Genomic DNA, 17,452 nt, shown 5'->3' with positions numbered 1-17,452 from the left:
AGATGTCGAACGTGCACGAGGTCTACGCGGTCAAGTTCGGTGAGCACACGCACGGCGTACGCGGTGAGTACTTCCACGGCTCCGCCGCACATCCGTGGGACGAGCAACGCCAGCTCGACTACTACGTCTGGCTGATCAGGTCGGGCGCACAGGACGTCGTGGTCGACGCGGGGTTCACCGCGGAGACCGCTGCACGCCGCAAGCGCAACCACTTCCGGTCGCCGTCACAGGCGCTCGCGATGCTCGACACCGCGTGCGACTCGGTGCCGTACGTCATCCTTTCGCACTTCCACTACGATCACGTCGGCGACATCGAGGCGTTCAGCGATGCACGCTTCGTCGTACAGGAGAAGGAGATGGCGTTCTGGACGGGGAAGTACGCGTGGCGCAAGGAGTTCCGGCGCCTGGTCGAACGTGACGACATGGAACGCCTGGTCCGGTTCGGCCTCGACGGGCGGATGCTGTTCGTCGACGGTGAGCACGAGGTGGTGCCAGGTGTGCGGGTGCATCACGTCGGCGGGCACACGGCCGGGCTGCAGGTGGTGAGCGTGGAGACCGAACGCGGCACAGTCGTGCTCGCCGCGGACGCCACGCACCTGTACGGCAACGTGGAGAACGACGCCCCGTTCGGCATCTTCATGTCGCTGCCCGGCATGTACGACACCTTCGACACCCTGCACGCGCTTGCGAGCTCGTCGGAGCTGATCGTGCCTGGGCACGACCCTGACGTGCTGAAGCGGTACGACCAGGTCGACGGGCTCGATGGCCTCGCGGTGCGGATCGCGTAGGAGGTCGACGATGGCAGAGATCCAGGACCCGGTGTGCGTCGTCGGGTTGGGCAACATCGGCGGGTCGGTGGTCGCGAACCTCGTGGAGCGCGGCCACGAGGTGGTCGGCTACGACCCGGACGCCGAGGCACGCAAGCACGCGGCAGACGCCGGCGCACGCGTCACCGACGTGTTCGCCGATGCGGTGGCGGAAGCGGGCGTGACCATCACCAGCCTGCCGGACGCGGCCGTGGTGCGGTCGGTGTGGCTGGGGGAGCAAGGCCTGGTGGCGTGCGCGGTGCCGGGCTCGTACGTGCTCGAGCTGAGCACCATCGACCCCGACACGATGCGCGAGGTCGGAGCGTCCGCGACCAGTGCTGGCCTGCGGGTGCTCGACTGCGCGGTCAGTGGCGGTCCGGTGGAGGCGAGGCAAGGCACGCTCTCGCTCATCGTCGGCGCGGACGACGGCGACCTCGCCGACGCAGGCCCGTTGCTCGCCGACATCGGCTCCGCCTCGCACACCGGCCCGGTCGGCACGGGGAAGATCGTCAAGCTGGTCAACAACCTGATGTCCATGGGCAACGTGCTCGTGGCGGCGGAAGCTTTCGCCGTCGGCGTCGCGGCTGGCATGGAACCGCAGCGCCTCTACGACGTGCTCGCGGTCAGCGGTGGCCGCTCACACCACTTCACCAAGCGCTTCCCGAAGGCGCTCACGGACGACTTCAGTCCTGGCTTCACCATGCGGCTGGGGGAGAAGGACCTCGGGCTCGGGCTCGAGCTCGCCCAGCGGGTCGGCGTGCCCGCGCCCTCGGCGGCGACCACGAGACAGATGTACGCGCTCGCGCTTGCCGAAGGGCTCGGCGACGACGACATCGTCGCGCTGCTGCGACTCTACCAACGCTGGGCGGGTGACGAATGAACCCACCGGGGTTGCCTGCGGTGCTGATGCGCGGCGGGACCAGCAAGGGCGTCTTCGTGCACACGCGCGACGTGCCGCCCGCCGGCCCGGAGCGCGACGCGGTCGTGCTCGCCGTCATGGGCAGCCCTGACCCGATGCAGATCGACGGGCTCGGCGGCACGTACTCGAGCACCAGCAAGCTGGTCGTCGTCGAACCCGGTGTCGACGGCGACGACGTGACGTACTGGTTCGCGCAGGTCGGCGTGGACCGGCCGGTCGTCGACTGGTCGGGCAACTGCGGGAACCTCACCTCCGCCGTCGGGCCGTTCGCCATCGACGAGGGCCTGGTCGAGGCCGTCGAGCCGGTCACCACTGTGCGACTGCGCAACGGCAACACCGGCGTCGCGATCACCGCGGAGGTGCAGGTGCGCGACGGCCGCGCGAGATACGACGGCGAGCACGTCGTCCCCGGCGTGCCCAGGCCCGGTGCGCCTGTGGTCACCAGGTATCTCGACCCCGGCGGTTCGGTGTTCGGCACGGCCCTGCCGACCGGTGGGCCGACGGCCGTGGTTCCCGGCCCGCACGGTGACGTGGAGGTGAGCGTCGTCGACGTCGCGCACCCGATGGCGTTCGTGCCCGCGAAGGCGCTCGGCGTGACCGTCGCGGACGCCTCCCCACCCGAGCTGAACCGTGACCCCGAGCTGCTGCGCCGGCTGGAGTGGATGCGCGGCGCATGTGCCGTCGCCCTCGGCCGGGTCGACGACCCGCAGGACGCGGCCGAGCGTTCCGCCATCGTCCCGCGGCTGGTGTTACTCGGCGAACCGGTCGACGACGGCCACGACATCGCGGCGGTGGGGGTGTCGATGGGCGCCGTACATCACGCGCTGCCGATGACCGCCGCCCTGTGCCTCGGCGCCGCCGTCCGGTTGCCAGGCACCGTCGCAGCAGGTACAGCCCGCCCGGTGGCGGACGAGACCGTGCGTATCCGGCACCCGAAGGGTGTGGTGGACGTGCTCGCCGACGTCGCCTCCGACAGCACAGTGCGCTCTGTAGGTGCCGTACGAACCGCACGCCGGTTGATGTCCGGCACCGTCCACCTACCCGGCTAGGAGGCTTCAGTGCCTGAACCGTTCCTCGGTGTACGACCGCCGACCTGGTTGACCGACGACACCGTGGCCGAGACGCAAGCCGCCGTCGAGTGGGCGGTGCAGGCGGAACACCTCGGCTACGACATGCTGTTCGTCCTCGACCGACTGCTCGCCGCGGCCCGCGGCAGCACCGGGCTGCCGGTGTACGGCGGCACCATGGTCGACCCGTTCCTGATGTTGTCCGCGGTCGCGGCGCGTACGTCCCGGCTGCGGTTGGCGACACTGGTCGCCGTCGTGCCGTTCCGGCATCCCGCGGTGCTGGCGAAGCTCACCGCGAGCCTGGACGTGTTGTCCGGCGGGCGTTACGTGTTCGGCGCGGGCTCCGGATGGAGCGACCCCGAGCTGCGCATGTTCGGCGTCGACCGGCGCCGCCGCGGTGCGCAGATGGAAGAGGGCATCGAGCTGGTCCGCCAGCTGTGGACCGGCGAGTCGGTGACCGCGGACGGGCAGTGGTGGCAGCTCGACGACGTCTGCGTGCTGCCCCGCCCGGTGCAGCGGCCGGGCCCGCCGGTGTGGCTGGGCTCCTTCGCGCCGGACGACGCGGTGACCTGGTCCGGCCGGATGAGCGACGCGCAGCACCGTGCATTGCAGCGGGTCGGCCGGGTCGCGGACGGCTGGGTGCCGTTGACCTACTCGGCGGGCCACAAGCGCCAGCTTGACCCGGCACAGCTGGCGCAGGGCTGGAACATCGTCGCGGCCGCGGCGACGGACGCCGGCAGGAAGCCGGACGAGATCGACATCGTCTACGCGCACTGGATCGCCATCGTCCGCGACGACGCCGAGCGCCGCGCCTGCGAGGCGGTACTCGCCAGGTACTTCCCCGGTGACTACGACGATGCGCGCGCGACGTACCTGATCGGCACGCCGGAGGAGATCGCGGAGCGCATCCGCGTGCAGACGGCGTCGCTGGAACGCATCGACGGGTACCTGTTCACGCCGATCAACGACACCACGGAACACCTGGAGTCGATCATCACCGACCTGCGGCCGCTGCTGCCCTGACGTACAGCAGGTGTCAGTCGCCGATGAGGTCCGCGATCCGGCTCGCGCGTGCGTTGCGCAGGTGCAGCTGGGCGGCGTTCGCGGCCGCGTCGCGGTCGCCTGCGCGGATCGCCGCGATGATCGCCCGGTGCTCGTCCAATGCGGCCTTCCTGCGCTCCGGTTGGGCCAGCGTCGACGACGGCAGCCGGCGGACGGCGTGCTCGACCTGGCCGAGGAAACGGTCCAGGTATCCGTTGTCCGTGGCGAGCCTGATCTCCCGGTGGAACTCGAGGTTCCGACGCACCATGGTGGCGAGGTCGCCGATCTCCGCGTCCCGCGCCAGCTGTTCGTTGATGGCGTCCAGTCGGTCGGCCAGGCCGGCCGGCTGCCTGGTCGCCGCCAGGCGCGCCGCGAGGCCCTCCAGGTTCTCGCGCACGACGTAGAGCGCGAGCACGTCCTCGACCGACATCTGCGCCACGACCGCGCCCTGGTTCGCCGTCTTCACCACCAGGCCCTCGTCCGCGAGCAGCCGCAGCGCCTCGCGCACGGGTGTGCGGCTCACCTCGAACACGGCGGCCAGCTCGTCCTCGCGCAGCCAGGTGGAGGCGGCGATCGCGCCGTCGAGGATCGCCTCTCGCAGCGCTTCGGTCACGGCCTCGGTGGTGCGCCCGCGCAGCGGCCCTTCGCCGAGGTAGGCACGCAGCACCCGCGGGCCGTCCGACCCGGGGGCGGTGCCCGCCGCGTCGGCCCGACCGTCGCGCGCAGTCTTCATGGTCCTGACCCTAGTCGTTCGTCCGGAGGGGACGTCTCGAACCGCTCGCCAAACGTGATTGCATGCAACTAGTATTCAGTATTGAGTCTACCGGCAAAAGGGTGGAGGCGCAGGTGGCAGGTGCAGGATCGCCAGCGAGGCGGGACGACACGGTCGACGTGCTGGTCGTCGGTGCGGGCAACGCGGCGTTCAGCGCAGCGCACGCGGCACGCGCGGGCGGCGCCAGGGTCCTCGTGCTGGAGAAGGCGCCCGAGGACGAGGCCGGCGGCAACTCGTACTACACGGCAGGCGCGTTCCGGGTCGGCTTCGACAGCGTCGACGACCTGGTGCCGCTGCTCGACGCCGAGTCGAAGGCGCTGCTGCCGGACGCCGACGTCCCGCCGTACCCGAAGGCGACGTTCCGTGCCGACCTGGACAGGATCACCGAAGGCCGCTGCGACCCGGCGATGGCCGACGTGCTCGTCGGGCGCAGCACGGAGACCGTGCGCTGGCTGCACGACGTCGGGTTGCGCTTCCGGCTGATCCACGAGCGGCAGACGTACGTGGTCGACGGCAGGTACCAGTTCTTCGGTGGCCTTGTCCTCGGCGTCGTCGGCGGTGGCAAGGGGCTGATGCAGCAACACACCGCCGCCGCGCGCGCTTCCGGCGTCGAGATCCGTTACGGCACCGCGGCCACCGGCTTGGTGACCGAGGCCGGACGGGTCGTCGGCGTCCGTTGCCGGGACGCCGACGGCGAGTACACGGTGCATGCCGGCGCGGTGGTGCTCGCCGCGGGCGGCTTCGAGGCGAACCCGACGCTGCGTGCGCAACACCTCGGCCCCGGCTGGGAACGCGCCATCGTACGTGGCAGCCCACACAACACCGGCGAGGTGCTGGAGTACGCGATCGTCGCGGGCGCGGACCGGCACGGCGACTGGGGCAGCTGCCACAGCGTGCAGTGGGACGCCGGCGCACCGCCCGGCGGCGGCGAACGGGTGCTCACCAACCAGCTCACCCGGCAGAGCTACCCGATCGGCATCGTGGTCAACAACCGCGGCGAGCGGTTCGTGGACGAGGGCGCGGACTACCGCAACTTCACCTACGCCAAGTACGGCAAGGAGATACTCGCCCAGCCGGACGGCAGGGCCGTGCAGATCTTCGACGCGAAGACCCGTCCCATCCTGCGCACCCTGGAGTACGACAGCTCGCCCATCACCGGTGCGCAGGCGGACACCGTCGTCGACCTCGCCAAGGCGCTGGACATCGACCCGGACGGGCTGGCCGCCACCGTCGAGGCGTTCAACGCCGCCGCCGACCCGCGTCCGTTCGACCCGGCCGTCAAGGACGGCAAGAGCGCCGCGGTCGACCCGCCGAAGTCGAACTGGGCCACGCCGATCGACACACCGCCGTACTACGGGTTCGCCGTTGCCTGCGGCATCACGTTCACCTTCGGCGGCGTGCACGTGGACGAGCGCGCGCAGGTGCTCGACGCCGGTGGTGCGCCGATCCCCGGCCTGTTCGCCGCCGGCGAGCTCGTCGGTGGGCTGTTCTCCGGTAACTACCCCGGTGGCTCCGGTCTCACCGCGGGCGCGGTCTTCGGCCGCCTCGCCGGCCAGCACGCCGCCGGTTGACCGTGGGGCGGACACTCGTCGAGAAGATCTTCACCGAGCACACCGGCCACGACGCGCGCGCCGGCGACATCGTGGTCTCGCCCGTCGACTTCGTGTTCTCCCACGACGGCAACCGGGCGCAGCCGACGCAGACGTTCCGCGAGCTCGGTGGCGACCGCGTCTTCGACCCCAGCAGGGTCGCGCTGTTCCTGGACCACGCACCGAACGTGCACACCACCGCCGTATCCGAGCTGCACAACGAGATGCGCAGCTTCGCGCGCGACCAAGGGGTGTGGCTGTACGACATCGGCCGCGGCATCTCGCACCAGGTGCTGCCGGAGGAGGGACACGCGATGCCGGGCCGGATCGTCGTCGGCTCCGACTCGCACACCTGCACCGCCGGCGCGTTCGGGCTGCTCGCCACCGGTGTCGGCTCCACCGACCTGGCCGTCGCCATGATGCTGGGCAAGCTCTGGTTCAAGGTGCCGCCGACCCGCCGGATCGTCCTCGCCGGCGAACCGCAGCGCGGGGTGTACGCGAAGGACATCGTGCTCGCCGTGCTCGGCGAGCTGGGCGCGGACGGCGCGACGTACCAGGCGGTCGAGTACACTGGCCGCGCTGTCTGTGCAGGCGCGGATGACCATGACGAACATGGCCTTCGAGATGGGCGCGAAGTTCGGTCTGGTCGGCGTCGACGACACCACCCGCGCCCGGCGCACACCTCCGACGACGACGCCGAGTTCGCCGCCGTGCACGAGATCGACGTGGCCGCCCTCGTGCCGCAGGTGGCGCTGCCGCCGCGGCCGGACGACGTCCAGCCGGTGAGCGCCGTCGCCGGCACGCCGATCAGCCAGGCGACCATTGGCACGAGCGCGAACGGTCAGCTGGAGGACCTACGCGCCGCGGCCGAGCTGTTGCGCGGCAACCGACTCGCCCCAGGCGTGCGGCTGTTCGTCGCGCCGGCGTCGCGCAACACGTACTTCGACGCGCTGCGCGGGGGACTGGTCGAGGAGTTCGTGTCCGCGGGCGCGGTCTGGGGGACGCCGGGCTGCAGTGGCTGTACGGGCGCCTCCGCGTTCGGCGTGCCTGGCGACGGCGAGAACATGATCACCAGCGCGCCGCGCAACTTCGTCGGCCGTACGGGCAACCGCAACGCGTCCATCTGCCTGACATCGCCGGCGACCGTGATGGCAGCCGCGATCGCGGGCGAGATCGTCGACCCGCGGGAGGTGGCTGCCTAAGGGCCAGCGGCCGGGTGCACAGGTTCGGCGACGACGTGAACACCGACGTCATCATCGCCGCCCAGCACAAGGCGTCCGCACTGGACATCGCGACCATGGCCAGGCACACGTTCGAGGACATCGACCCCGACTTCGTCGACCGGGTGCGGCCGGGCGACCTCGTCGTCGCCGGCAGGAACTTCGGCTGCGGCTCGTCGCGCGAGACCGCGCCGCGGGTGCTCAGCGCATGCGGCGTCGCCGCGGTGGTGGCGCAGCCGTTCGCCCGCATCTTCTTCCGCAACGCGATCAACAGTGGCCTGCCCGTCGCCGAGTGCGACACCACCGGCATCGCAGCCGGCGACGAGCTCGTCCTCGACCTCGACGCCGGCTACCTCGAGGCCGCCGGCACCCGGCGCCGGGTCGACTGACCGTACGGCGCTCAGGGCCGCATCAGCAGGTCGGCGTGGAGCTGCTGGTTCACCCCGAGTGCCACCACCAGCACCACCGCTACGGTGACGACCAGCCAACGTGGACGCAACCGCACGGTCAGCCAGCGTCCGGTGAGCCACCCGGCGACATGCCTGACGACCAGGGTCAGCGCGCCCAGGACGAGCGGGATGCTGGCCGGGTTGTACGCCCAGGCGCTCGCCACGTCGCCGCGCATCGCGGAGTAGACGCCGCGGGTGCCGCCGCAGAGCGGGTCCATGATGCCGAAGAGGTTGTGCAGCGGCCCGTGCAGGTCGAGCGGCGGCAGCCCGAACACCGCCATGGCCGCACCGACGAGCAGGCCGCCGACGGCGAGCACGAACAGCCCGCGGTGGCGGTCCGCAGCTTCCACCCGCAGCTGGACCATCCGCTCACCGTACCCGGCGCCGGTCAGTCGTAGTTGCAGAGCTCGATCAGGTTCCTGTCAGGGTCGCGCAGGTAGACGCTGGTGATCGGACCCTGTGCGCCGGTACGTGCCACCGGGCCCTCCTCGATCGCCACGCCTGCGGCGCGGAGGTCGGCCGCGACCTCGGGGATCGGCTGTGCCACGACGAAGCACAGATCGGCGCTGCCGGGCGTCGGCTGCGCCGCCTTGGGGGTGAACTCGCGGCCGGCCTGGTGGAGGTTGATCTTGCTGCGCCCGAAGTGCAGCGCCTGCCGGCTGTCCCCGAACGACGCTGCTTCCATGCCCAGCACCCTGGTGTAGAAGTCGATGGTGGCGTCGAGGTCCGCGACCGTGAGCACGAGGTGGTCCAACCGATCGATACGCATTGCCGCTCCTTGTCAGCGTGCGGAAGGGGTTAGCGTGGTCGTGCGCGACCACGGAGAGGACCGCCATGGGCGACACCAACTTCACTGCGTTGCCGGACGACCTGCCCAGGCCGGTCGACGACGGCGCGGCCGACCACCTTCGCGGGCTGCCGCTGCCGCAGCTCGCACTCGTGAGCACCTCGGGTACGCAGGTCGCGCTCGACGACCTCGGCCCCGGCCGCACGGTGCTCTACGTCTATCCCATGACCGGCCGGCCTGGCACCGACCTGCCGGCGGGTTGGGATGCGATCCCCGGTGCGCGTGGCTGCACCACCGAGGCGTGCGACTTCCGCGACCACCACGCCGACCTGCGCGAGGTCGGGGCCGGGCAGGTGTTCGGCGTCTCCAGTCAGGACACCGGCTACCAACGCGAGCTCGCCGGCCGGCTCCGGCTGCCGTTCGACGTGCTGGCGGATCCTGAGCTCCGGCTGGCTACGGAGCTGCGCCTGCCGACGTTCACCGCCGACGGCATGACGCTTTACAAGCGGCTCACCCTGATCGTCCGCGACGGCAACATCGAGCACACCTTCTACCCGGTCTTCCCGCCGAACGAGCACGCCCAGCAGGTGCTCGCCTGGCTGCGCTCTGCCGCCGGCTGACCGGCTCGCCGCGGTCACCGTCAGCTCGGTCGCAGCAGGCCGTAGATGACGCCGTCGCGCCAGCCGATCTCGCGCAGGACGCCCTCGCGACGGAAGCCGAGCTTCTCCAACGTCCGCTCCTCCGCGGTGTTGCCGGCCTCCACGCTGGCCTCCAGCCGGTGCGCGGCGGTGAACCTGAAGAGGTGGTCGACGAGTACGCGGTGCGTCTCGGCGCCGAGCCCGCAGCCGCGGTACTCGGGCAGCAGGGCGACGCCGATCTCGTAGCAGACGCCACCGGGGCCGACCCGGTCCTGCGGACGCCACGAAACCATGCCCGCAACCTCCCCGTCGACGACTACGGCGAGCGCGGTGACTCGTAGCTGATGTAGCCGTCCCGTTCCCACCGCCTGCGCCGCCTCTTCGGATCGACGAAGCCGGCCCACTCGAACGCGCCCAACGCATCCGGGTCCGTGCAGAGCCGCTCCAGGAAGTCCACGTCCCCATCGAGGAACGCCCGCAACGCCACTCGTCCGTCCATCACACCACCTCACGTTCCCGGCGATGCTAACGTCACTCGAACATCGCGCCGCCGTCGACGTTCAGCGATGCGCCGTATATGAAAGCGGCCGCGGGTGAGCAGAGGAAGGCGATTGCTGCTGCCATGTCCTTGGGGTGGCCCATCCGCCCGATCGGCAGCCCGGCGGCGATCCGTTCCTTGAGCGCGTCGCTGAGGCTGCCGTGCATGGGGGTGTCCGTCGGGCCCGGAGTGAGAGCGTTGATCCTGACACCGGTGCCGGCGAACTCCCTCGCCAGCGACTTCACCACGGAGAGGACCCCGGCCTTGGATGCCGCGTAGGCGGCGTCCGCGACCAGGCCACCACCGCCTCTCTTGCCGGCGTCGGACGCGACGGCGACGATCTGACCGGTGCCTCGCGCCGTCATCCGGCGCACGGCTTCCTGGAGCACGGAGAACGTGCCGATCAGGTTGATCCGCAACACCCGGTCCCAGTGCTCAGTGCTCATCTCCAGCGCGGCCGCAGCCGTGATCACAGCGGCGCACGATACGACGTTGTCGATCCGTCCGTGCCGCTCGTCGATCCTGCGGTAGAGCTCGGCAACGGCCGACGGGTCCGCGACGTCGGCGGGGAAGACGGCCAGTTCGGGACCAGCCGGCGTGCGGAGCTCCTTCGCCGTCGTTTCCAGGGCGGCACCGTCCAGGTCGCTCAACCAGACATGTGCGCCGAGCTGGTGGAAGGCACGTGCCACCTCTCGCCCCATGCCGCCTGCGGCACCCGTGACCAGCGTGACCTGGTCCGCGAAGGTGTCGGGAGCGAAGCAGTCCCAACTGCTCGGTGCGACGGCGACGGGCTGGTTCATCTGTTCTCCAGGGTGTCGGTGAGCTCTGGCAGTGAGGCGAAGTGGCAGGCGGACGGGTGCGAGAGGCCGCGATCATCGAGGGCCGGTTCCTCTTCGGCGCAGCGTTGCGTCGCCTTCCAGCAGCGAGTGCGGAACCGGCAGCCGGACGGCGGGTCGGTGGGAGAGGGGATGTCGTCGTCGGTCGTGGGGGTCGGCGTCCGAGTCACCTGCCACGGGTAGAGGTCGGGTACGGCGTTGATCAGCGTCTGGGTGTACGGGTGCGTCGGTTCGCGGTAGATCTGCTCGACCTCGCCGATCTCCACGAGCTTGCCCAGGTACATGACCGCCACCCGTTGGCAGAGATGCCGCACGACTGACAGGTCGTGGGAGATGAACACCAGGGCGAGGCCGAGCTCGCGCTGTAGCTCGGCCAGCAGGTTCAGCACCTGTGCCTGGATGGACACGTCGAGCGCCGAGACCGCCTCGTCCGCGATCAGCAGGCGTGGTCGTACGGCAAGGGCGCGCGCGATGCTGATGCGTTGCAGCTGGCCGCCGGAGAACTGCGCCGGGTAGCGGTCGGCCGACTCGGCCGGCAGCCCGACCAGGTCGAGCAGTCGGTGCACCTCCGTGTCCCACTCGCCGCGCGGCACGATGCCCGAGTGCACCAGCCACGCTTCGGTCAACAGTTGTCGGACGGTCATCCGCGGGTTCAACGACGAGTAGGGATCCTGGAAGACCATCTGGACCGCGCGCTTGGCCGCGCGCACCGACGCCCTGGAGGCGTCGTGCACGTCCTGTCCGTCGACCACGACGGTGCCGGAGCTCGGCCGTTCCAGGCCGACGATGGTGCGTGCGACCGTGGATTTGCCGCAACCCGACTCACCGACCAGTCCGAACGTCTCGCCCGCGGCGACGCTGAACGATACGCCGGAGACCGCGTGCACGACCCGGCTGCCACGTCCGGACAGGCCCCGCCTGAGCTGGAAGGTGGTGACCAGGTCACTGACTCGCAGCAGCTCTGGTGGCGAGGGATTGGTCGTGGCCACCTGCATGCACCTCCTCCGCGAAGTGACAGGCGCTGAGCCGTCCCGGTGCGATCTCGCGCAACGGCGGCTGTTCCTCACGACACCTCGCGGTCGCGAGTGGACAGCGCGGATGGAATGCACAGCCGACCGGCCGCTCCGTCGGGTCAGGCGGTTTGCCGGGGATCGGGTGCAGCGGCCGGTCCACCGCCGAGAGCGTCGGGGCTGAGGCGAGCAGGCCGACGGTGTACGGGTTCGCCGGCCGCGTGTAGACGGGTCGGATGGGCCCGCTCTCCATGACCCGGCCGGCGTACATCACGTAGATCTGGTCCGCGCTCTCTGCGACCACGGCGAGGTCGTGGGTGACGAGTAGGAGTCCCGAGCCCTGCTCGGCGGTGAGGTGGCGCAACAGTGCCATGATCCTCGCCTGCACCGTGACGTCGAGCGCCGTCGTGGGCTCGTCCGCGATGATCAGCTCCGGCTCGAGTGCGAGCGCCATGGCGATGACGACGCGTTGTCGCATCCCGCCGGAGAACTGCTGCGGGTACTGCCGGTACCGGCGTTCCGGGTCGGGCATCCGGACTCTGTGCAACAGCTCGATGGCGGCTTCTCTGGCCTGGCGGCTGGACATTCCCCTGTGGCGGGTGAACATCTCCCGCAGCTGCTTGCCGATCGTCAGCACCGGGTTGAGTGCGCTCAACGGGTCCTGGAACACCATGGACACGTGTGCGCCCCTGAGGTCGCGCATCACCTTGTCGTGCGCCGCCGTGATGTCGTTGCCGAGGAACGAGACCGTGCCGTCCGCGACGGTGCTCTTGGTGCGGGGGAGCAGGCCCATGACGGCCAGGCCCGTGGTGCTCTTCCCGCTGCCGGACTCACCGACCAGAGCCACTGTCTGGCCGCGGGACACGTCGAAGGAGACACCGTCGACCGCGCGCAGCGGGCCACGCCCCGTCGTGAAGTCGACGGCCAGGTCCCTGACGGTGAGCAGGTTCGCGTCGCCGCCGCGGAGCTGAGTACCCGGTGCGTTCATCGTCAGCCCTTGCTGACCCGGGTGAGGACCGGCTGGTTGTCCGGTGAAGGCTCGAAGCCCTTGATGCCCGTACGCATGCCGTAGGTCGAGTTCAGCTGTACCGGGTAGATGCCAGGGGCGTCCTCCCACAGGATCTTGCATGCCTTGCGGTACAGGGCCTTGCGTTCCTGTTGGTCGGTCGCGCTCCTGGCGGAGTGCAGGATGTCGTCGAGCTCCTTGTTGGAGTAGCCGAGCCGGTTGGCATCAGTCGTGTACAACCGGCCGAGCGTGTAGTCGGCGTCGCCGGTGGTGACACCGTTCGTCTGGAGGTCCATGTCCCAGTCGAGGTCCAGGAGCCGCTTCAGCCATGCTGCCTGTTCGAGCTCCTCGAGCTTCACCTTCACCCCGATCTTCTTCCAGTAGGTCGTGAACGACTCCGCGAGCGACTTGATCTCCGGTGACATGTTGCGCGGCCACATCAGGCTGGTCGAGAAGCCGTTCGGGTAGCCCGCGTCGGCGAGTAGCTGCTTCGCCTTCGCCGGGTCGTACTCGTACGGCTGCTGTTCTGCGTAGCCGAATACTGTGGAAGGGATCGGCGCCTTAATCACGTCGGCGGTGTCCTTGAACAGGCTGTTGACGATCTTCCGCACATCGAGTGCGTGCCACATCGCCTGGCGAACCCGCTTGTCGGTAAAGGGTTTCCGGCCGCAGTTGAACCAGTTGAAGTAGTACACGAAACTCGGCACGCTGCTGATGTCGAGATCGACCGAGCCCTTCATGCTCTCCATCTGGTCCGGCGGGATGGTCCAGGTGAGGTCCACCTCGCCGCTCTTCAGCGAGGTGAGCCTCGTGGAGTTCTCCGGGATGAACGGCAGCTTCAGCTTCTTCAGCTTCGAGCCGGTACCCCAGTACTTCTTCGCGGCCGACAGGTTCAGGTGGTCCGACGCGGTGTAGGAGTCGACACGGAACGGGCCGCTGCCGATGGGCTTGTCGAAGAAGCCCTTCTCGCCGAGCTTGTCCGCCGGCGCGACGAAGAGCAGTGTCAGGCTGGCCAGCATGGTGCCCAGTGGCCGCTCGGTCGTGATCCGCAACTTGTGCGGACCTTCCGTGGTGACGTCCTTCAGCGTTGCCCAGAGCTCTGCCTGCGGGGTGTCCGAGCCGGCGACGCGCTCCAGCGATGCCTTGACGTCTTCTGCGGTGAGCTTGTTGCCGTCGTGGAACATGACGTCGTCGCGGAGCTCGAACACCCAGGTCGTGGGGTTCGGCTGACTCCACTTGCTTGCCACGTTCGGTACCAGCTTCTTGCCGTCGCGGCGTACGAGCGTGTCGAAGATGTGTCTGCAGGCGAGCAGCGTGCCCTCGTCTACATCGCTCGGTCCGTGCGGATCGAGCGAGATGATCGGTCGGATGAACGCAGCCGTCAGTGTGCTTGCGCCGGCACCGCTGACGTCCGACTCCTCCGTCATGCCGCAGCCGGTGAGGCCGAGCACGGTGAGTCCACCGACGGAGAACGCGGTGGTGCGCAGGAAGTCGCGGCGGCTGAAGCTGTTTGGTGACATTGCGGGTGTCCCTTCCGGAGGCTAGAGATCGACGGTCGGATCGGTGCGGTGCCGCAGTGCGTCGCCGAGCACGCCGACGCAGACCACGAGCAGGGCCATCGCCAGGCCGGGGACCGCAGCGATCCACCAAGCGGTGTCGAGGTAGTCGCGGCCGGCGGCGATGGTGGAGCCCCACGAGGCCTGCGACGTAGGCACGCCCAGGCCGAGGAAGCTCAGCGACGCCTCCGCGATGATCATCAGGCCGACCTGCACGGTGGCCACCACGAGCAGCGGGCCGAGCACGTCGGGGAGGATGTAGCGCCACAGGATCCGACCGGTCGAGACGCCGAGTACCTTGGCGCCGTCGACGGATTCCCTTCGTTTCGCGACGAGCGCGGATGCACGTACCACACGGGCGAATATCACCCAGCGGGTGATCGCAAGCGTCAGGATGACGTTCACGACGCTGGGGCCGAGCACACCGGCGATCAGGATCGCCAGTAGGATGCTGGGGAACGCGAGCTGGATGTCACCGAGCCGCATGATGATGCTGTCGATCCAGCGCCCGAAGTAGCCGGAGAGCAGGCCGAGCAACAGTCCGAGTGCGCCGCCCAACACGATCGTGGCAGCTGCCACGACGAGCGACACCCGCGCACCGGCGAGCACCTGCGCGAGGAGGTCGCGGCCGACTTGGTCGGTGCCGAACCATGCGGTGCTGCCGTTGGCGAGTGTGGCCCCCGGGGGCAGCAGCCGGTCGACGACGTTGGTCTGCGACGCCTCGTACGGGCGGACGATCGGTCCGAGTGTCGCGGCGATGACGTACAACGCGACGACGGCGCCCGGCAGCGCGACGCGCAGCGGGACTCGCCGTAGTGTCAACTGCATGCCGGTAGGGCGGGAGAGCGTTGCCACGTGGTCACCTGCCTTCCTGGAAGCGCACTCGCGGATCGAGGTACGTGTAGAGCACATCGACGGCCAGGTTGAGCAACACGTAGACGACGGTGATCACCGCGACGGCGGCTTGCACGACGGAGTAGTCGCGGTAGGTGATGGCATCGACGAGCAGCCGGCCTACGCCGGGCCACGCGAAGACGACCTCGACGATCACCGCGTTGCCGATGAAGATGCCGAGCAGCAGGCCGACGACCGTGGTGATGGGCACGAGCGTGTTACGGAGCACATGGCCGTAGAACACTGTGCCGTCGAGGAGGCCTTTGGCGTTGGCGGTGCGGACGTAGTCCTTGCCGAGCTCGTCGATGACCCCGCTGCGCACGGACCGGATGAGCCAACCGATGAACGGCAGTGCGAGCGCCGTCGCCGGCATGATCAGACCCGCCAATGACGTGAAACCGGACGCCGGCAGCCAGCGCAGTGTCGCGGAGAGCAGGAGGATCAGCATGATCCCTACCCAGAACTGGGGCATGCCCTGGCCGGCGAGGGAGAACACGGAGATCAGCCTGCCGCCGACGTTGTGCGGCCGGCGTGCGGCGAGCACGCCGAGGGGGAAGCTGACGGCGACGGTCAACGCCAGCGCCGCGAAGGCGAGCGACAGAGTGGCCGGCAGCCGCTGCAACACCTCGGCCATGGCCGGCCCGCCGAGCCGCACCGACTCGCCGAAGTCGAGGCGGAGCACGTCGAGCAGGTACGAGAAGTACTGCTCGGGCAATGGCCGGTCCAGGCCGAAACTCTCGCGCGTCCTCGCGAGTTGCTCGCGTGTCGCCGTCGGTCCGAGCAGTAGCGCGGCGGGATCGCCGGGTATTACGCGTACGACGACGAAGACGATGGTGAGCGCCCCCCAGATCACCAGCACCGACTGCGCCACTCTGCGAGCCAGGTAGCCGGCCATCGGTCAGCCCTCCCCGCTGCGGCCTTCGTGTGCCGTGACCGTCTCGTACCGCGGTCCGAGGTAGGCGGCGTCGTCGAGCAACTGGCGCTGGAGCGCTGCCACGTCGACGGCACGCGGCGGCACGCCGTCACGTACGGCAAGTGCGGCGGCCGTGCCCGCGGCCTGGCCCATGGCGAACGCCGGTGGCATCACCCGGATCGCGCCGAGTGCCTCGTGCGTCGCCGACACACACCGGCCGGCGACGAGTAGCTGCTCCGGATGCGTCGGCACCAGCGAGCGGTATGGGATCTGGTACGCACCCGCGGTGGCTGCGCTGTCGTCGACCCCGCCACCGCTACCTGTCGGACTGTGGATGTCGACCGGATACCCGCACAGCCCGATCACGTCGTCGAACTCGCGGCCGGTAGCCAGGTCGTCGAGGGTCAACGTGTACTCGCCGCGGATGCGGCGTGACTCACGTACCCCGATGGTGGCCGCGGTGTCGAGCAGTACGCAGTCGGCGAAACCGGGCAGCCGGCGCCGGAAGAACGCCATCAGGCTGGTCACCTGCCTGCGTCCCTCGATCTCGGCTCGGGTGAGGTCACCGACGTCGGTCGCGTCGACCCGGTGCACGCGGGTGGTATTCACCCGCCATACGCCCGAGCGCAGTGTCTTGTAGATGCCGATGCCGCGACGGGGCACGGTGAACTCGCCTGTCTTCGTGGCCTCCGCGACGATCGATGCGAACGGGCGGATGTCGTCCGGATGTGCGGCGACGTACTCCTCGACGACGGCGTCGTCGACGTTACCGATCCGGAAGAAGAGCGTCATCGGTTGGGTGAGGCCGTCCTCGTCGCGGCCCTGGAGAATCTCGGCGCCCGCCGTCGCGGCTACGTCGGCATCCGCGGAGCAGTCGACGACGACGTCTGCTTCGAGCACCTCGAGCCCGGACTTGCTCGCGACGACGACGCCAGTCACCCGGCCGCCTGCGGTCCTCGCCTGCACGACCGAGGTGTGCAACAGCAGCTCGACGCCGGCTTCCAGGCACATCTCCGCCCCGATGGCCTTCACCGCCTCCGGGTCGAACGGGGTGACCTTCTCGTGGCCGAAGCTGATGAAACCCGAGTAGGGGCTGCCGCCGGGGATCCGCGACGGGTGGATGGCCGCGTCCTCGGCCTCCATCCGCAGCACCAGTTCCTCGAAGATGCCCTTGATGAGTTGCTGGCTACCGTCCAGGCTGTACGACGTCATGCACGGGCCGACGAGCCCTGCGGTCAGGTTGCCTCCGACGTATCCGTACCGCTCGACCAGCATTGTCCTGGCACCCTGCCGAGCGCTCGCGATGGCCGCGGCGAGGCCGGCAGGGCCGGCGCCGACGACGAGGACGTCGGTCCTCGCCCGTACCGGAGCGCTGATCCGCAGCTCGACATCGTCAGTCATGGGTTCGCCT

At 69.6% G+C, this 17,452-nt stretch carries 19 protein-coding genes and 1 pseudogene; 8 read left to right on the top strand and 12 right to left on the bottom strand.

What is annotated here, in order from left to right:
• The first annotated feature begins 2 nt into the window (after positions 1 to 2).
• Genes GEV07_04320 through GEV07_04305 form a run of 4 tightly spaced genes read left to right on the top strand, consistent with a single transcriptional unit; the run spans position 3 to position 3,815 of the window.
• The gene (locus GEV07_04320; GenBank protein ID MQA01970.1) at positions 3 to 788 is read left to right on the top strand and encodes an MBL fold metallo-hydrolase; all 786 of its coding nucleotides are present in this window, start codon (positions 3 to 5) and stop codon (positions 786 to 788) included.
• On the top strand, positions 763 to 1,686 hold the full coding sequence (locus GEV07_04315; protein MQA01969.1) for an NAD-binding protein: 924 nt from the start codon (positions 763 to 765) through the stop codon (positions 1,684 to 1,686). Before GEV07_04320 ends, GEV07_04315 begins: the two co-directional genes overlap by 26 nt.
• Positions 1,683 to 2,774 (top strand): 3-methylitaconate isomerase, encoded by a 1,092-nt coding sequence (locus tag GEV07_04310; protein MQA01968.1) that lies wholly within the window; start codon positions 1,683 to 1,685, stop codon positions 2,772 to 2,774. Before GEV07_04315 ends, GEV07_04310 begins: the two co-directional genes overlap by 4 nt.
• Before the next feature lie 9 nt (positions 2,775 to 2,783).
• The gene (locus GEV07_04305) at positions 2,784 to 3,815 is read left to right on the top strand and encodes a TIGR03619 family F420-dependent LLM class oxidoreductase (GenBank protein ID MQA01967.1); all 1,032 of its coding nucleotides are present in this window, start codon (positions 2,784 to 2,786) and stop codon (positions 3,813 to 3,815) included.
• A gap of 13 nt (positions 3,816 to 3,828) precedes the next feature.
• Here GEV07_04305 and GEV07_04300 read toward each other — a convergent pair whose 3' ends face one another.
• A complete protein-coding gene (locus tag GEV07_04300) occupies positions 3,829 to 4,566 on the bottom strand; it encodes an FCD domain-containing protein (GenBank protein MQA01966.1) in 738 nt (245 codons plus the stop codon).
• Positions 4,567 to 4,628: 62 nt separating this feature from the next.
• Here GEV07_04300 and tcuA point away from each other — a divergent pair, with 62 nt between their 5' ends.
• The 3 genes and pseudogenes from tcuA to GEV07_04285 all read left to right on the top strand — a co-directional run bounded on the left by tcuA (position 4,629) and on the right by GEV07_04285 (position 7,803).
• On the top strand, positions 4,629 to 6,176 hold the full coding sequence (gene tcuA, locus GEV07_04295; GenBank protein MQA01965.1) for an FAD-dependent tricarballylate dehydrogenase TcuA: 1,548 nt from the start codon (positions 4,629 to 4,631) through the stop codon (positions 6,174 to 6,176).
• Positions 6,177 to 6,178: 2 nt separating this feature from the next.
• Positions 6,179 to 7,396: pseudogene (locus GEV07_04290) on the top strand (homoaconitate hydratase family protein).
• Positions 7,327 to 7,803 (top strand): 3-isopropylmalate dehydratase, encoded by a 477-nt coding sequence (locus GEV07_04285; protein ID MQA01964.1) that lies wholly within the window; start codon positions 7,327 to 7,329, stop codon positions 7,801 to 7,803. The pseudogene GEV07_04290 and the gene GEV07_04285 overlap by 70 nt, the downstream one beginning before the upstream one ends.
• An 11-nt stretch (positions 7,804 to 7,814) precedes the next feature.
• Here GEV07_04285 and GEV07_04280 read toward each other — a convergent pair whose 3' ends face one another.
• Positions 7,815 to 8,228, bottom strand: coding sequence for a DUF2752 domain-containing protein (locus GEV07_04280; GenBank protein MQA01963.1), 414 nt, complete (start codon positions 8,226 to 8,228; stop codon positions 7,815 to 7,817).
• 23 nt (positions 8,229 to 8,251) lie between these two features.
• Positions 8,252 to 8,632, bottom strand: a complete 381-nt coding sequence (locus tag GEV07_04275) for a VOC family protein (GenBank protein MQA01962.1) — start codon at positions 8,630 to 8,632, stop codon at positions 8,252 to 8,254.
• Positions 8,633 to 8,697: 65 nt separating this feature from the next.
• On the opposite strand from GEV07_04275, the gene GEV07_04270 reads away from it, so the two are divergent.
• Complete coding sequence (locus tag GEV07_04270) at positions 8,698 to 9,270, top strand: redoxin family protein (protein ID MQA01961.1); 573 nt, start codon at positions 8,698 to 8,700, stop codon at positions 9,268 to 9,270.
• A 20-nt stretch (positions 9,271 to 9,290) separates the two neighbouring features.
• Here GEV07_04270 and GEV07_04265 read toward each other — a convergent pair whose 3' ends face one another.
• From GEV07_04265 to GEV07_04225, 9 genes are read right to left on the bottom strand one after another with little or no spacing between them, the layout of a single operon-like run.
• A complete protein-coding gene (locus GEV07_04265) occupies positions 9,291 to 9,581 on the bottom strand; it encodes a GNAT family N-acetyltransferase (GenBank protein MQA01960.1) in 291 nt (96 codons plus the stop codon).
• 23 nt (positions 9,582 to 9,604) lie between these two features.
• Positions 9,605 to 9,787 (bottom strand): hypothetical protein, encoded by a 183-nt coding sequence (locus tag GEV07_04260; protein ID MQA01959.1) that lies wholly within the window; start codon positions 9,785 to 9,787, stop codon positions 9,605 to 9,607.
• Positions 9,788 to 9,819: 32 nt separating this feature from the next.
• Positions 9,820 to 10,626, bottom strand: a complete 807-nt coding sequence (locus tag GEV07_04255; GenBank protein ID MQA01958.1) for an SDR family oxidoreductase — start codon at positions 10,624 to 10,626, stop codon at positions 9,820 to 9,822.
• Positions 10,623 to 11,657 (bottom strand): ATP-binding cassette domain-containing protein, encoded by a 1,035-nt coding sequence (locus GEV07_04250; GenBank protein ID MQA01957.1) that lies wholly within the window; start codon positions 11,655 to 11,657, stop codon positions 10,623 to 10,625. Before GEV07_04250 ends, GEV07_04255 begins: the two co-directional genes overlap by 4 nt.
• Entirely contained in the window at positions 11,605 to 12,660 is a 1,056-nt protein-coding gene (locus GEV07_04245; protein MQA01956.1) for an ATP-binding cassette domain-containing protein, read from the bottom strand. The genes GEV07_04250 and GEV07_04245 overlap by 53 nt, the downstream gene beginning before the upstream one ends.
• Before the next feature lie 2 nt (positions 12,661 to 12,662).
• Positions 12,663 to 14,198, bottom strand: a complete 1,536-nt coding sequence (locus GEV07_04240; GenBank protein MQA01955.1) for an ABC transporter substrate-binding protein — start codon at positions 14,196 to 14,198, stop codon at positions 12,663 to 12,665.
• A 21-nt stretch (positions 14,199 to 14,219) separates the two neighbouring features.
• The gene (locus GEV07_04235; protein MQA01954.1) at positions 14,220 to 15,062 is read right to left on the bottom strand and encodes an ABC transporter permease subunit; all 843 of its coding nucleotides are present in this window, start codon (positions 15,060 to 15,062) and stop codon (positions 14,220 to 14,222) included.
• A gap of 31 nt (positions 15,063 to 15,093) precedes the next feature.
• Positions 15,094 to 16,023: an ABC transporter permease subunit gene (locus tag GEV07_04230; protein MQA01953.1), complete on the bottom strand. Its 930-nt coding sequence runs from the start codon at positions 16,021 to 16,023 to the stop codon at positions 15,094 to 15,096.
• Positions 16,024 to 16,026: 3 nt separating this feature from the next.
• On the bottom strand, positions 16,027 to 17,442 hold the full coding sequence (locus tag GEV07_04225; GenBank protein ID MQA01952.1) for an FAD-dependent oxidoreductase: 1,416 nt from the start codon (positions 17,440 to 17,442) through the stop codon (positions 16,027 to 16,029).
• Positions 17,443 to 17,452: the final 10 nt, after the last annotated feature.

It is taken from the genome of Streptosporangiales bacterium, assembly GCA_009379825.1.
Lineage (GTDB): Bacteria > Actinomycetota > Actinomycetes > Streptosporangiales > WHST01 > WHST01.
This window is presented reverse-complemented; position numbering and strand designations above follow the sequence as displayed.